The sequence below is a fragment of the Saccharopolyspora sp. NPDC050642 genome (assembly GCF_040654735.1).
GTDB classification, from domain to species: domain Bacteria; phylum Actinomycetota; class Actinomycetes; order Mycobacteriales; family Pseudonocardiaceae; genus Saccharopolyspora; species Saccharopolyspora elongata.
Genome location: NZ_JBFAIN010000041.1, coordinates 17,927 through 32,188 on the forward strand (window position 1 = coordinate 17,927; position 14,262 = coordinate 32,188).

Below are 14,262 nucleotides of genomic sequence, written 5' to 3' on the forward strand. Positions count from 1 at the left end.
GGGCCGGTGGTGTTCTCGGACGCCACCGGCCCGTTTTTTCCGAAAGTGGTTGGGACGGTTGGTTTCCCGCGCCCGGCCTGCCCCGGCGGACCCGAAGATCTGCGAGGATGCCAACGTGAGCCCCCATCGAGCCGCCCACCGGCGCCGGCCCGCAGGCCGGGTGTTCGGACGCGTCCTGGTCGGCGCCTTGCTGGTGGTGCTGCTGGTGATCGGCGGCACGGCGTTCCGGGTGTGGCAGGTGGCTCGCTCCGACGACCGGCGGCCGGTGGACATCGTGGTCGTGCTCGGCGCCGCCCAGTACCACGGCAAGCCCTCGGACGTGCTCGCCGCGCGGCTCGAACAGGCCCTGGAGCTCTACCAGGACGGCCTGACCCAGTACATCGTCACGGTCGGCGGCCGGCTGCCCGGCGACGCCTTCACCGAGGCGCAGGCCAGCAAGAAGTGGCTGACCGGGAACGGGGTACCCGCGGACAAGATCGTCGACGTCGACGTCGGCAGCGACACGCTGGGCAGCCTGCAGGCGGTCGCCGACATCTCCCAGCAGCGCGGTTGGACGAGCGCCCTCATCGTGAGCGACCCCTGGCACTCGCTGCGGGCACGGACGATGGCCAGCGACTTCGGGCTCGACGCGTGGGCGTCCCCGGCCCGGTCCGGGCCCGTGGTGCAGACTCGCGAGGTCCAGTTCAAGTACATCGTCCGGGAAACCGGCGCGTTGCTGTACTACCGGCTCACGCACGCACCGGCGGAGATCGCCGGCGACGGCCTGGGCTGATGACCCGGGTGGGTCGACGCCGCGGCACCGCCGCCGGAATGCGGTGGTCCGTCGGGTTCGCACCGTAATCTGAGCGGGATGAGCTCCGGAGACCCCACGGGCGCCATGCCCGGCTACGACGCGCACGACCTGCGGCGGCTGCTGCCAGAGCCGCCGAAGTCGGCCGTGCCCGCGGAGGCCCGGTCGGACGACCGAAACCCGTTCGCACGGGACCGGGCGCGGGTCCTGCACTCGGCGGCGCTGCGCCGGCTGGCGGGGAAGACGCAGGTCGTGGGCCCGGAAGAGGGCGATGTGCCGCGCACCCGGCTGACGCACTCGCTGGAGGTGGCGCAGATCGGGCGGGGCATCGCCGCCGCGCTGGGCGCCGATCCGGACCTGGTGGACACCGCCGGGCTCGCGCACGACATCGGGCATCCGCCGTTCGGGCACAACGGCGAGCGGGCGCTGAACGACCTGGCCGACGGCTGCGGCGGCTTCGAGGGCAACGCGCAAACCCTCCGCATCCTCACCCGGCTGGAGCCGAAGCTGGCCGGTTCGGACGACGTCGGCCGCGGCCTGAACCTGACCCGCGCGTGCCTGGACGCGGCGACGAAGTACCCGTGGCCGAAGCGCCCGGGCGAGGCCAAGTTCGGTGCCTACCCGGATGACCTGGCGGTGTTCGAGTGGCTGCGCGACGGCGCGCCGGAGGGCCGCCGGTGCCTGGAGGCCCAGGTGATGGACTGGTCTGACGACGTCGCCTACTCGGTGCACGACGTCGAGGACGGGGTGCTGTCGGGGCGGATCTCGCTGCGCTCGCTGACCAGCGGCGAGGAGCGCGCGGAGATCGTCCGGATGGCCGCGAAGCACTTCTGGGGCGACGGCCCGGGCAACACCGCGGGGCTGCTCGACCACGCGGCGGCGGAGCTGGTGCGGTGGCCGGTGGTGGACGCGGTGCTGGACTACGACGGCACGTTCCGCGCGCAGATCGCGCTGAAGCGGCTCACCAGCGAGCTGGTCGGGCGGTTCGTGGCAGCGGCGGTGACCGGGACGGTGGAGCGATTCGGGCCCGGGCCGCTGACCCGCTACCGCGCGGAGCTGGTCGTGCCGGAGCCGGTGGTGGCGGAGGTCGCGGTGCTCAAGGCCGTCGCGCTGCGGTACGTGATGAGCGACCCGCAGCGGTTGCGCATGCAGGAGCGGCAGCGGGCGTTGCTGACCGAGCTGGTGTGGGCGCTGGCCGAGCGGGCCCCGGAGTCGCTGGATCCTGCGATGGCCCCGGCCTGGCACCGGGCGGGCGACGACCGGGCCCGGCTGCGGGTGGTGCTGGACCAGGTCTCGTCGCTGACGGACGCCCAGGCGATCTCCTGGCATCGAAAGCATGTACGGAACGTGTCCGAATAGATGTGACGTTAATCCGAAAGGGGAGAGTTGATCTGGGATTCGGCCCCAGAATCCTTACTCAGTGTGTTGCTCGGCGAGCCCCGAACGTCGACGGCACCGCCCCCGATCCCCGTCCGGCTGCTTCGAAACCGTTCGGTGCAGCCCGCGGCCCGGCCCCGAAACCCGGGTCGCAAGGAGACCCCGATGCGCAACCGGCACTACATCCAGAAGCTCGTCGTCGGCGGCGAGCCGTACGTGAACACCGACAACCTGGCCGACTGGGTCCGGGACCTGCGGTGGCAGGACCCGGCGGCCCAGCGCGCGGCCCACTACATCGCCCAGGAACTCCGCCTGATGGGCCTGTCCGACATCGAGGAATCCGTCCGTTAGGGCGTATCGGGCGAGAACCCGCCAATCGCTCGCGCCCACCGTCGGCCGTTCGGCTGGCAGACTCGGGATCAGCCCCGAGTCAGCCGACGCGGAAACGGAGCCCAGCGGCCGTGAGCGAACACCTCGACTTCAGCCTGTCCCTGCACCGGCGGCTCGCTCCGCCGGCGAACACCCCGTTCTGCTGGTCGCCGTACTCGGTGGCCAGCGCGCTCGGCCTGGCCGCGACCGCGACCGGCGGCCGGACCAGGGACGAACTGGTCACCGCGCTGCGCGACGACCCGGCGGGGCTGCTGAAGCTGCTCGGCGGCGCCGCCGAGCTCGCCGGCGGCCCGTCCGCCGAGCCGCCCGTGCTGGCGGTGGCCAACACCCTGTGGGCGCACGCGGATCTCGCGGTCCACCAGTCCTACCTGACCGCGCTGGAGGACTGGCCGGGTAGCGCGGTGCGCAACGCGCCGTTCCGGACAGCCCCGGAGGATGCCCGGAAGCTGATCAACGCCGACGTCGCGGAGACGACGCGAGATCTGATCCCCGAGCTGCTGAGCCCGGGTTCGGTGGTCGCGGACACGGTCGCTGCCCTGGTCAACGCCCTCTACCTGAAGGTTTCGTGGCGGGAGGCGTTCGACGAGAAGGCCACCGACCGGCGGCCGTTCCACGCCCCGGCGGGCGACCGCGACGTGCCGACCATGCGCGCCACCCGCCGCCTCGGCTACGCCGCCGCCGAAGGCTGGCAGGTCGTCAGCCTGCCGGCGGCCGGCGGCGTCGAGGCCGTGGTGCTGCTGCCGGACGCCGACCTGGCGACGGCGGAGCCGGAACTCGATGCCGCGCAGCTGCGCCGGCTCCTCGCGGCCGTCGAACAGCAGCGGGTGGAGTTGTTCCTGCCGAAGTTCGACGTCACCGGCGACGCCGAGCTGACCAGGTCGCTCGGCGCGCTCGGCGTGCATGAGTTGTTCACCCCCGACGCGGACTTCTCGCCGCTGACCGATCAGCCGCTGCGGGTTTCGACGGTCGTGCACCAGGCGGTGCTCGAAGTCGACGAGAGCGGCCTCGAAGGCGCCGCCGCGACGGCGGTGATGATGCGGCTGACCGCGATCGTCCGGGAACCGGACCCGATCCGGGTCGAGGTCGACCGGCCGTTCCTGTTCCTGGTGCGCCACCAGGCCACGGGCGCCCTCTACTTCCTGGCCCGCGTCACCGACCCGAGCTGAGCGCCGCCCGCCTCACTGTTTCCGCTGGTCACCAGGGGACGCGGGTGAGCTTGTCCGGGTTGACGATGTCGAAGATCGCCGCGGGGCGGCCGTCCCGCACCGCCATGGTGAACACCCGCGGGGCGGCCGTCACGGCGTCGTTGCCCATGAACATCACGCCTAGGTCGCCGTTCACCATCACCGGCCGGATGTTCTCGACCAGGCCGTCGCCGTACTTCTCCATGAGCCCCACGATGAACCGGGCGACCTTGTCGATGCCCACCACCGGGCGCCGCGCGGTGCGGGCCTTGCCGCCGCTGTCGCCGTAGACCGCCACCGCCGGGTGCAGCACCCGGGTGATCGCTTCGAGGTCCTTCGACGCCACCGCGGTGAGGAATTCCTCCAGCACCTGCTGCTGCTCGGGCAGCGGAACCCGCTCCGGCGGGTCGGCGTCGGCCATCGCCCGCCGAGCCCGCGACGCGTGCTGCCGCGCGGCCGCCACGCTGCACCCGATCACCTCGGCGATCTCGGCGAACGGCACGTCGAAGCCGTCGTGCAGCACGAACGCCAGCCGCTGGTCCGGCGGCAACTCGTGCAGCACCCGCATCGCCGCCATCCGCAGGTCGTCCTGAATCGCCACGATGTCGCCCGGGTCCGCGTCGAGCGAGGTCACCAGCGGTTCCGGCAGCCACGGCCCGACGTACTGCTCGCGCCGGACGGCGGCCGATCGCATCCGGTCCAGGCACAGCCTGCTGACCACGGTGGTCAGCCAGCCGGTCAGGTCGCGGATCGTCTCGCGGTCGGTCGACGCCAGCCGCAGCCACGCGTCCTGGACCGCGTCCTCGGCGTCGGCGATCCGGCCCGTGAGCCGGTAGCCGATGCCGATCAGCCGGCTCCGGTGCTGGTCGAATTCCGTGGCCAGGTCGGTGTTCGTTGCGGGCACAGCCGAGATTCTGCCGCACGGGCAAGCCACCTCGAACGTGACGATCACAATGCCCCTAGACTGGGTGCGTGGCAGGCAGGATCCGGGAAAGCGACATCGCCGAAGTACGCGATCGCAACCGGATCGACGATGTGGTCGGGGAATACGTCGCCCTGCGCAACGCCGGCGGCGGCGCGCAGAAGGGCCTGTGCCCGTTCCACGACGAGAAGACTCCGTCGTTCAACGTCCGGCCCAGCCACGGCACGTTCCACTGCTTCGGCTGCGGCGAGGGCGGCGACGTCATCGCCTTCCTGATGAAGATCGAGCACCTCGGCTTCGTCGAGTCCGTCGAGCGGCTGGCCGACCGGGTGGGCCTGCAGCTGCAGTACGAGGGCGGCACGCCGGGCCCGAAGCGGGATCGCGGCACGCGCGCCCGGATGGTCGAGGCGCACCGCATCGCCGCCGAGTTCTACGCGGAGCAGCTCCGCTCCCCGGAGGCGCTGAAGGCGCGGGAGTACCTGACGCAGCGCGGTTTCGACGAGGCGGCGGCCGCCCGCTTCGGTTGCGGATTCGCGCCGGCTGGCTGGGACAAGCTCACCAAGATCCTGCTGATGAAGGGCTTCGAGCTCGACGAGCTGATCAAGGGCGGCCTGTCCAAGGAGGGGCGCCGCGGCCCGATCGACCGGTTCCACCGGCGCCTGCTGTGGCCGCTGAAGGACCTCAGCGGCGACGTGGTCGGCTTCGGCGCGCGGCGGATCTTCGACGACGATCCGATCGAGGCCAAGTACGTCAACACCTCGGCGACCCCGATCTTCAACAAGTCGCAGGTGCTCTTCGGCATCGACCTGGCCAAGCGGGAGATCGCCAAGCGCCGCCAGGCGGTGGTGGTCGAGGGCTACACCGACGTGATGGCGATGCACCTGGCCGGCGTGCCGACGGCGGTGGCGTCCTGCGGCACGGCGTTCGGCGACGACCACATCTCGGTGCTGCGCCGGCTGATGATGGACGACGACGCGTTCCGCGGCGAGGTCATCTTCACCTTCGACGGCGATGAGGCCGGGCAGAAGGCCGCGTTGAAGGCCTTCGACGGCGAGCAGCAGTTCGCCAGCCAGACCTACGTGGCGATCACCCCGGACGGCATGGACCCGTGCGAGCTGCGGGAGGCCAAGGGCGACGCGGCGGTGCGCGACCTGGTCGCCCGCCGGCGGCCGCTGTTCGAGTTCGCGATCCGCAGCCTGCTCACCGAATACGACCTGGACTCCGTCGATGGCCGGGTCGCGGCGCTGAAGCGCACGGTCCCGCTGGTCGCGCAGATCAAGGACCCGGCCCGCCGCGACGGTTACGCCGCGAAGCTTGCCTGGTGGGCCGGCTGGAACGACGAGAACCAGGTGGTGCGCCAGGTGCGGCAGAGCTCCGGCGCCCCGGTGCGCCAGACGCGGCGCCGTCCGCGGCAGGAAGAGGCGCAGCAGTCGCTGGGCATGGACGTCGACCTCCCGAAGCGCCCGCCCCGGCACGACCCGCGGTTCCTGCAGCGGGAGGCGCTGAAGGCGGCGCTTCAGGTGCCCGCGCTGGCAGGCCCGCTGTACGACGCTCTGCCGGAGGAAGCGTTCACCGAGCCCGCATACGCCGAGCTGCACCGGGCGTTGCTGGCCGCAGGCGGCACGGTGTCCGGGCTCTCCGGTGCGTCGTACGTGGACGCGGTGTCGCAGCAGTGCGAGAACGAGGTCGCGCGCAGCCTGCTCACGCTGCTCTCGGTGGAGAAGCTGGAGAACCAGTCGGAGGAGGACCCGCGCTACGTCGCGGCCTTGATCGCCCGGTTGCAGGAGCGGCTGGTCAGCAGGCAGATCGCGGACATCAAGTCCAAGGTGCAGCGGATGTCGCCACTGGAGGACGCCGAGGAGTACAACGCGCTGTTCGGCGACATGGTCGCGCTTGAGGGCTACCGCAAGGCGCTGCTGGACCAGGCCATGGGGACGCTGTGATCGCCTGGCTGCGGCAGCTGGTCGCGAGGCTGAGCGGCACGGCCGACGTGCCGGCGGACTTCCCCGGCGCGCTCGACGCCGAGGAGCAGGTCCTCGGCGTGGCGAAGACGGCTGAGGGCGCGCTGGTCGCCACGCACCTGGGGCTGTGGCTGCCGGAGGGTCGACGCCTCGGCTGGCACCTGCTCAGCAAGGCGACCTGGAACAACGGCGTGCTCACCGTGATCGAGGCGGAGGAAGCCGGGACGGCGGGCGACGCGGTGCTGCTGCGCGATCTGCCGGGTCGCCGGCTCGAACTGACCGGATCGAGCCGGTTGCCCGACGTCGTGCACGAACGCGTCAACCAGTCCATCCGCTCCCGCCACCACCGGGACCTGCCCGGCGGGGGAGCGTGGTTCGTGCAGCGCAAGGTGCCCGGCCGGGACGGGATCCTGTTGCAGGTCAGGCCGGATCGGGGCGCGGACGAGGCGGCGGTGGCCGAGTTCGCCACGACCGTCGCGGAGCGCTTGCAGCAGGCGAAAGGCCCTGAGCGGGACTGACTTTCGCTCGACACCGGCCACACTCCGGATATACAGTACGGACGTACTGTTAACGGAGGTGTGGACGTGTGGGATCCGCAGAAGTACCTGTCGTTCAGTGACCACCGCGACCGCCCGGCCCACGACCTGATGGCCAGGGTCGGCGCGTCCGGGGCGCGCCGGGTGGTGGACCTCGGCTGCGGCGCGGGAAACCTGACCTCGCTGCTGACCGACCGGTGGCAGGAAGCGGCGGTCGAGGCGACGGACGCATCGCCGGAGATGGTCGCGGCGGCCCAAGCCCGCGGCGTGGCCGCGAGGCAGGAGGACGTGCGGGACTGGAAACCGTTGCCGGATACGGATGTCGTGCTCTGCAACGCCGTCCTGCAATGGGTGCCGGAGCACGTGGAGCTGCTGCGGCGCTGGCTGCCCCAGCTGCCGGCCGGAGCCTGGTTCGCCTTCCAGGTGCCGGGCAACTTCGAATCGCCGTCGCACGTGACGATTCGTGAGCTGGCCGCCGAGCCGCGCTGGCGCGACCAGGTGAGCGGCGTGCTGCGCCCGGACGCGGTGCTGTCGCCGACCGGCTACGCAGACGTGCTCACCGACCTCGGCGCGGAGGTCGACGCCTGGGAGACGACCTACGTCCACGCGCTGACCGGAGCGGACCCGGTGCTGGAGTGGGTCACGGGCACGGCCCTGCGGCCGGTCCGGACGGCGCTCGACGACGCGGAGTGGGCGGAATTCCGGGCGGAGCTGGCGCCACGCCTGGCGGCGGCGTACCCGAGGCGGGCCGACGGCACGACCTGGTTCCCGTTCCGCCGCATCTTCGTCGTGGCACACCGCCGCTGACCTGCGGTTTCGCGAGAAGGATCAATAAGAGGGGGGTCCGGTGAAGGGCCCCGGAGGCATGGGCTAGAGTAGTCATGTCAGCGCGACAAGAGCTGACAACAACGAAACATTCCTCCGTAGCTCAATTGGCAGAGCATTCGGCTGTTAACCGAAGGGTTACTGGTTCGAGTCCAGTCGGAGGAGCGCAAACCCCAGGCCAATGGCCTGGGGTTCTTGTTTTGGGTTGGTTTCAAGACGGGCCGAGGGTGCAAAGCGGTGCATATTCGGTGACCTGTCTCCCGGATCTCGGCATTCTCCGATGCGGGTAACGGTGTGGTTTGCTGGCCCCGGTGCGTAGCATCGGTTGATTTTGGCGCAGCAAATACTGGTGATCGTGTAGCTTTGCGCCGTGAGCGAGCAGCAGGAAGTCATCGCGGAGCTTGGCGACGCCGGCGTCTTAGCTGGAGTGCGCTGGGCTTATTTGTCCGCTACCGCGCGGTCGTTGGAGACGTACTCCGAGCCCGATGGTCACGACAGCGCCTGGCTCGGAAGTACCCGGTACACCTTGTTCCGTGATCGTCTGGACCGTGTGTTCGCCTGTGAGCGCTATGCAGTGGACTCGGGCAATGACGATGCCGATCTGGACCTCCTGTACGACCAGCTGTCTGAGAAGGACATCACCGCCATGCCGAAGCTGAACGCGGATGTGGTGCGCCGAGCCAACCTAAACGGCAGCCCTGGCTGGGCATACGGGCAGATTCGATTCCTGCTGGCTTCGTGCGTCTTCGGGAATCTTGACCGTTTGCCCTGGTCGCAGAAGAGCCAGACCAAGCAGCAGGTGGCTGGGCAGCGGAATCCCGAGCCGTCGCAGCCTTCGCTGTTCGAGGATCTGACGCCAGAGGAGGTCGGAGGTCTGGAGATGCTGGCTTCAGGGCAGGAACTCGACCTTACGACTTACGTCGTCGCGCACAGTCTCGATCCGCTGAGTCAGCAGGCCGAGTTGGTCCTCGGCCGTGCCCGCCTGAATGCTGGCGGTGGTCAGGCGTGGCACTGGCGCTACGATCTTCTAGGCACACCGTCGGCTGCTGGTGGACGTCGTACTGACGGCACTCCGTTCCCAACGGGCCCGAATACGGTGCCGGACGCGCCGGTTCGCCTGCGTCGGTCCGTGGAAGAACGTCGCAACGATCGCAGTAGTGGTGAAGTGTGAGTCCTCGTACGTCATCGATCGACAGGGCGGCCGAGGTCGCCGCGTTCTTCGACGGTGCCCGTCTAACGCTGGGCAGGCAGTTGGCGGGCCTCCGCAAGAGCGACCTCGCCGCATTGGTCGACAAGAGTCCCACCGCAGTGGCGGCGTGGGAGTCCGGAGCGAAGCGGCCGACGGCAGCCACGGTGGCTCAACTGGCGTTGAGTTTGTCGGTCGATCCGGGGTTCTTCGCAGTTCGCCCTGAGGATGTCGCTGCACTCAGCACCGCGCCGCATTTCCGATCGCTGCGCTCGACCAGCCAGCTCGTACGCGATCAGGCGTACGCCTATGGGAAGTTGGCCGTGGACATCGCAACCAGCCTGGAACGGCAGGTTGAATTCCCGGACTCCGACGTGCCCAGCTTCCCAGTGCACGTGGATGTCCGGGACGGTGATGGACCGGAGCGTGCCGCGCAGCTTGTGCGCAAGGAGTGGGGATTCGACTTCGGGCCTGCCGGGCATCTCGTCCGGCTGATGGAAAACCACGGCGTGTTGGTGGTATTCAGTCCGTCCCAAACGGCGTCGGTGGATGCGTATTCCTTCAGCAGCCGCCTTCGTCCGGTCGTGGTGCTGAACCCGATCAAGCGGGACTACTACCGCCAGCGGTTCGACATCGCCCACGAACTGGGGCATCTCGTCATGCATGGCGATGCCGAGCCTGGCGGGCGCATCGTCGAGGATCAGGCGCACCGCTTCGCCGCCGAGTTCTTGATGCCTGCTGACCAGATTCGTGAACTGATTCCGGCCACCATGGGCGGCAATGCCTGGCGGACGCTGGCGCGGCTCAAGGAGCAGTGGGGCGTCAGCTTGCAGGCACTGCTGTACCGCGCTCGGTGGCTCGGCCGACTCAGCAACGTGTCCTATCGAAACGCGATGAGCACCATCTCGACCCGAGGATGGCGTCGAAACGAGCCCGGGCTCATCAACGCCATCGAGCAGCCGTCGCTGCTGCCGCGGGCAGTGGAACTGCTTGAACAGGAAGGTATTGACGAGGCACAGCTGATTGAGCAGTGTCGTGTGCCTCCGGCTTTGTTTCGCACCGCAACGGGCCGCACTCCTGACAGCGAGTTGCCGGCGACTTCATCGACAGACGTACTGCGACCCGGTGGCCGGCTGGTATCGCTGCTGGAACGACGTCAAAAAGCGATGGAGAAGGCCGCCGACGAGGTGTGATCTGAAATCCGCGTACAGCGGACAACATGATGAGTTGCCGACCTTGACCGCCATTCCTTCCGTCCTGAGCGGCGGATCGACGTTCAGCCGGGCAGAACGAGTGGTTCGACGCCACGCCCGGCCTCGCGACGAGCTGGGACCTTTCGGTGCCTGATGCGCCAGCCCTGACCGGTTCGCACGAGTTGATCCTCGTAGGTGAAGCCGTCAACCGAACCGTCCTGGTTCAAGGCGAAGCCCTTCGACCACGCCCGGGTGCCGTCGCGGTCCTCGCGGATGATGAAGTTGGTGGCGTGGTGGGCAATCGGACCGTCAGGTCCGGACGGTGCGCCGTCGCGATGTACATGTCGAGGCGCGGCCGGGATTGGTCATGTGCCGACATCGCTCAGGTGACCGTGGAGTGCGATCACCTCGTGGATCTGCAAGCGGTCGTCGACGGTCAAGCTCATCGCAAGCTCGAGGAGTCTCAGTGAGCACGCGTCGCTCGAAGCCGGCCCATTTTCGATTCCTCGGACGGAACCGAGTTTGCCGCTGACGGAGGACCCGATCAACAACCCGCAGATTTGGACGCTCGCGCCGGCCCGACGGAAGTTCGGAGCTCAGCCTCCGCTTCGCGCCGTTGTGGCTGTCAAGTCCGGGTTGCGTAGACTATTCTGTTGTCTATTCCTTTTGGGGCTTCTTCGGGGGTTTGGGCTCTTGCTTTGAAGCCTCTGGTCGTCAGGGTTTTCAGGATTTTGTCTAGTGTGGACCTTGTTTCGTGGACCTCTATTGATAGTTGCTTGATTCGGGGCCAGTCCTCTTCTGCTATTCCTCTCAGGGTCGCTTCTTCGCTTCCCTCTATGTCCATCTTGATCAGGTCTATCTCGACGTTCGGGGGTAGCAGGTCCGACAGCGGCGTGGTGGGAACCTGGAGCGCCTCGTTTCGGTAGAGCTGTTCCGCTATCGTCGGGTTCGCGTACTTCGCTACCGTTTGCTTGTCCTTGAGCTTTTCCGCTAGGTGGGCCGTCGAGTTTCCCGGCATCGATGGGAAGAAGTAGAACTCCGCCTTTCCCGGCACGTCCGACAGGGCCGTTGGGTGGACCGTGACACCGGAGACCTTGTGGTGGTGGAGGTTCGCTCTCAGGGCTTCGACGTTGTTCGGGATCGGTTCCACCGCCAGTACCGATGCGTCCGGGTAGTTCTGCTTGATGAACAGCGTGAACAGGCCGATGTTCGCTCCCGCGTCGACCACCAGGCCCTTCGGGTTGATCGGGGCCAGGCCGCTCAGGTACGTGTTCCGGCCGAAGATCTCCTCGTAGATCAGCTTCGCCTCGGTCAGCACCGGGTTCCCGGTCGCCGGGGTGTAGCACTCGAATCCCTCGGCCACCTCGACGAGGTCCAGGTCAGACATCCACTCCACCCTTCGCCACCGAGCCGGGGTCGCCGGCCAGGAACTCCGTCAACGCGTCGGCACCTCGTGCCGCCGCATCGGTGCTGCGCAATTCTTCCCGCCAGCTCGCCAAGTTGTCCCGCACCGCTCGATCCGCCGCGAGCTCTTCGACCGCCGCGCGCAGCTCCGCCGCGGTCACCGCTTCCGGGTCCACCGCGCGTCCCAGGCCCAGTTCGGCGGCGCGCCTGCCGTTGAACGCTTGCTCGGGCGTCTGGGGGAGCGACACCAGTGGGACGCCGTGCAGCAGGGATTCCATTGTGGACCCCATGCCGGTGTGCGACACGAACGCCGATGCGTGCCGCAGGACCGCCAGCTGCGGGACCTGTTGGTGCACCTCGAAGTTCGCCGGTACTGGATCCGGCGGATCGGCGCGGCCGGTCGCCATGATTACGTGCCAGGGCGTGTCGGCGAACGCTTCGACGCACAGCCGCAGCAGGTCCGGTCGGTCGTTGAACACCGTTCCCAGGGAGATGAGCAGGATCGGCGCGTCCGCGGCCGGCGGTGACCAGTCGTCCGGGCGGGCTCGTCCGGGCAGGGCCGGGCCGAGGAAGCGGAACTCAGGGCCGAACGTCTCGCGCGCGATCTGGAACTTCCGAGGCAGGAAGACCAGGTTCAGCCCGGCTCGGGCCGCGGTCGGCAGCAGCGCCTGCAGCGGCAGGCCCCGCCGGTGCGCGAATCCGGCGAGCTTCTGGCCGCTCGCGAACAGCCTTGGATCGGTGTGGTCGAGGTCGGCCGGCCACATCTGCTGCTGCAGCGAGAAGTGCTCGTTGCCGACCATGTTCGGCGCCAGGCCCACGCCCGGCACCCCGAGCTCGGCGGCCAGGGCGCGGCCGGGCAGCCCCATGACGTCGAAGCACACGCAGTCCGGGCGGTCGGCCCGGAACGGGCTCGCCAGCTCGTCGTACGTCGCGATCAGCTCTTCGATGCCCGCGTCCATCATCTTGATCATGTTCTCCGCGGTGTAGCCGCGGCCCGCCAACCCGGCCAGCTCGACGTGCCACGGCATCTCCACCGGCGTCGCGCCCGCCCGCCGGACCGCCGCGGCCTGATCGCCGCCGGTCGCGTAGCTGATCCGGTGGCCGCGGGCCACCAGTTCCTCCACCAGCGGCAGCGTCGGGTTCACATGACCGTGCGCGGCGAGCGAGACGAACGCGAAGTGCTTGCCCATGATCCTCCCCATCGCCCGCGCTCGTAGCGCGCGGCGAACTCCCCGCAGTGGCGGGAAAGTCGGCGGACCGCGCCGGATCCGAGGCGGTCGACGCCGCGGAGCCTACCCGAACTTCCGCGCGACTGCGGCGAATCTTGGACAGCATCGGAAGATTCTTGGTTGAATGCGGGCCGAGCCGCGAATCAGGGGAGTGCGATGAACGAGAACCTGTCTGCGCCACCGGAATCCGGAACCTGGCACGGCGTCCAGATCTACTACGCGGCGGAGAAGGACGACCTCATCCTGGATTGCCTGCGGCCGCTGTTCGCCCGGATGCCGGCGGACGCCGAGCGGATGTTCTTCGTCCGCCACTGGCTCCGCGGCCCGCACCTGCGGCTGTGCTTCCGCGCGCCCGAGGCGGTGTTCCGGGAGGTGATCCGGCCCGAGGTGGAGGGCGCGGCGAACCGGTACCTCGCCGAGCACCCCTCCACCGCGCGGGTCGACGAACGGGAACTGCTGGCCACCCATCGCGAAGTCGCCCGCCAGGAGCGGGAATCGGGCCCGCTGGCGCCGTTCCACCCGGACAACTCGATCCAGCACGCGCCGCACGACCGGCGCATCCACGTGCTGGGCGGCGAGGCGGCCGCCGAGCTGCTCGAAGCCTTCTACCACGAGACGAACGAGCTGGTCTTCGAGATGCTCGACCAGGTGCGCGCCGGGCGCAGCCGGGTCGGCCTCGCCGCCGACCTCATGATCGCCACCGCGCACGCGATGTGGCCGGGCATCGACCGCGGCTTCATCTCCTACCGGTCGCATGCCGAGGGCTTCATCGTGCGCGCCCCCGACCCCGCCGCGCGGCGCGAGTTCTGCGTCCAGCAGTACCGGTCGCAGGCTGCTGTGCTGCGGGAACGGCTGGTCGGCGTGCTCGACTGCGTGGAGCGCGGCGGCACCGACGTGCCGTTCGTCGCCGAGTGGGTCCGGCTGCTGGGCCGGTTCCGCTCGACCGCCGAGCCGTTGATCGGCTCCGGCGAGCTGTCGTTCGCGGGCGCGGTCGCGCCGGACGCGGTGCAGAGCTGGGATCCGGGCATGCTGGAGCACAGCACCTTCCACCGGTTGCTGCAGGGTGATGGCGGCCGGATGGCCGATCTGCAGCGGGATCCGGGGTTCCTCGGGTTCCGGTTCGCGCTCAACTACCTCTACCTGCACCTCAACCGGATCGGCGTGCTGCCGGTGGAGCGGTTCCTGCTCTGCCACCTCATCGCCGACGCCGTGGAGGAGCACTACGGCATCTCTGCCAACGACTTCGTCGCCTCCTGATCGATCCA

14 protein-coding genes and 1 tRNA gene are annotated in these 14,262 nt (G+C 69.1%); 11 read left to right on the top strand and 4 right to left on the bottom strand.

What is annotated here, in order from left to right; translation table 11 throughout:
- Nucleotides 1-115: 115 nt before the first annotated feature.
- From AB0H93_RS37035 to AB0H93_RS37050, 4 genes are all read left to right on the top strand, one after another.
- Nucleotides 116-772 carry a YdcF family protein gene (locus AB0H93_RS37035; protein ID WP_358579837.1) on the top strand — a complete coding sequence of 219 codons (657 nt, stop codon included), beginning with the start codon at nucleotides 116-118 and terminating at the stop codon, nucleotides 770-772.
- A 78-nt stretch (nucleotides 773-850) separates the two neighbouring features.
- Nucleotides 851-2,149: a deoxyguanosinetriphosphate triphosphohydrolase gene (locus AB0H93_RS37040; RefSeq protein WP_358579840.1), complete on the top strand. Its 1,299-nt coding sequence runs from the start codon at nucleotides 851-853 to the stop codon at nucleotides 2,147-2,149.
- 183 nt (nucleotides 2,150-2,332) lie between these two features.
- The gene (locus tag AB0H93_RS37045; RefSeq protein ID WP_132489332.1) at nucleotides 2,333-2,518 is read left to right on the top strand and encodes a hypothetical protein; all 186 of its coding nucleotides are present in this window, start codon (nucleotides 2,333-2,335) and stop codon (nucleotides 2,516-2,518) included.
- Nucleotides 2,519-2,628: 110 nt separating this feature from the next.
- Nucleotides 2,629-3,723, top strand: a complete 1,095-nt coding sequence (locus tag AB0H93_RS37050; protein WP_358579843.1) for a serpin family protein — start codon at nucleotides 2,629-2,631, stop codon at nucleotides 3,721-3,723.
- Nucleotides 3,724-3,751: 28 nt separating this feature from the next.
- Here the strand turns inward: AB0H93_RS37050 and AB0H93_RS37055 are convergent, their stop codons facing one another.
- Nucleotides 3,752-4,645: a sigma-70 family RNA polymerase sigma factor gene (locus AB0H93_RS37055; protein ID WP_358579845.1), complete on the bottom strand. Its 894-nt coding sequence runs from the start codon at nucleotides 4,643-4,645 to the stop codon at nucleotides 3,752-3,754.
- A gap of 68 nt (nucleotides 4,646-4,713) precedes the next feature.
- Here AB0H93_RS37055 and dnaG point away from each other — a divergent pair, with 68 nt between their 5' ends.
- The 6 genes from dnaG (at nucleotide 4,714) to AB0H93_RS37085 (ending at nucleotide 10,364) form a co-directional block, all read left to right on the top strand.
- A complete protein-coding gene (dnaG, locus tag AB0H93_RS37060; RefSeq protein WP_358579848.1) occupies nucleotides 4,714-6,606 on the top strand; it encodes a DNA primase in 1,893 nt (630 codons plus the stop codon).
- Entirely contained in the window at nucleotides 6,603-7,142 is a 540-nt protein-coding gene (locus tag AB0H93_RS37065; RefSeq protein ID WP_358579850.1) for a hypothetical protein, read from the top strand. The genes dnaG and AB0H93_RS37065 overlap by 4 nt, the downstream gene beginning before the upstream one ends.
- Nucleotides 7,143-7,208: 66 nt before the next feature.
- Nucleotides 7,209-7,967, top strand: coding sequence for a trans-aconitate 2-methyltransferase (locus AB0H93_RS37070; protein ID WP_358579852.1), 759 nt, complete (start codon nucleotides 7,209-7,211; stop codon nucleotides 7,965-7,967).
- Nucleotides 7,968-8,077: 110 nt separating this feature from the next.
- Nucleotides 8,078-8,150: transfer RNA gene (locus tag AB0H93_RS37075), tRNA-Asn, on the top strand.
- A gap of 205 nt (nucleotides 8,151-8,355) precedes the next feature.
- A complete protein-coding gene (locus tag AB0H93_RS37080) occupies nucleotides 8,356-9,156 on the top strand; it encodes a hypothetical protein (RefSeq protein WP_358579855.1) in 801 nt (266 codons plus the stop codon).
- Entirely contained in the window at nucleotides 9,153-10,364 is a 1,212-nt protein-coding gene (locus AB0H93_RS37085; protein ID WP_358579857.1) for an XRE family transcriptional regulator, read from the top strand. Before AB0H93_RS37080 ends, AB0H93_RS37085 begins: the two co-directional genes overlap by 4 nt.
- An 83-nt stretch (nucleotides 10,365-10,447) precedes the next feature.
- On the opposite strand, the gene AB0H93_RS37090 is transcribed toward AB0H93_RS37085, so the two are convergent.
- From AB0H93_RS37090 to AB0H93_RS37100, 3 genes are all read right to left on the bottom strand, one after another.
- Nucleotides 10,448-10,726 (bottom strand): nuclear transport factor 2 family protein, encoded by a 279-nt coding sequence (locus AB0H93_RS37090; protein ID WP_358579946.1) that lies wholly within the window; start codon nucleotides 10,724-10,726, stop codon nucleotides 10,448-10,450.
- Between the two features lie 263 nt (nucleotides 10,727-10,989).
- Complete coding sequence (locus AB0H93_RS37095) at nucleotides 10,990-11,751, bottom strand: FkbM family methyltransferase (RefSeq protein WP_358579859.1); 762 nt, start codon at nucleotides 11,749-11,751, stop codon at nucleotides 10,990-10,992.
- Nucleotides 11,744-12,958: a macrolide family glycosyltransferase gene (locus AB0H93_RS37100; protein ID WP_358579861.1), complete on the bottom strand. Its 1,215-nt coding sequence runs from the start codon at nucleotides 12,956-12,958 to the stop codon at nucleotides 11,744-11,746. Before AB0H93_RS37100 ends, AB0H93_RS37095 begins: the two co-directional genes overlap by 8 nt.
- A gap of 195 nt (nucleotides 12,959-13,153) precedes the next feature.
- Here AB0H93_RS37100 and AB0H93_RS37105 point away from each other — a divergent pair, with 195 nt between their 5' ends.
- Nucleotides 13,154-14,254 (top strand): thiopeptide maturation pyridine synthase, encoded by a 1,101-nt coding sequence (locus AB0H93_RS37105; protein WP_358579863.1) that lies wholly within the window; start codon nucleotides 13,154-13,156, stop codon nucleotides 14,252-14,254.
- Nucleotides 14,255-14,262 lie beyond the last annotated feature (8 nt).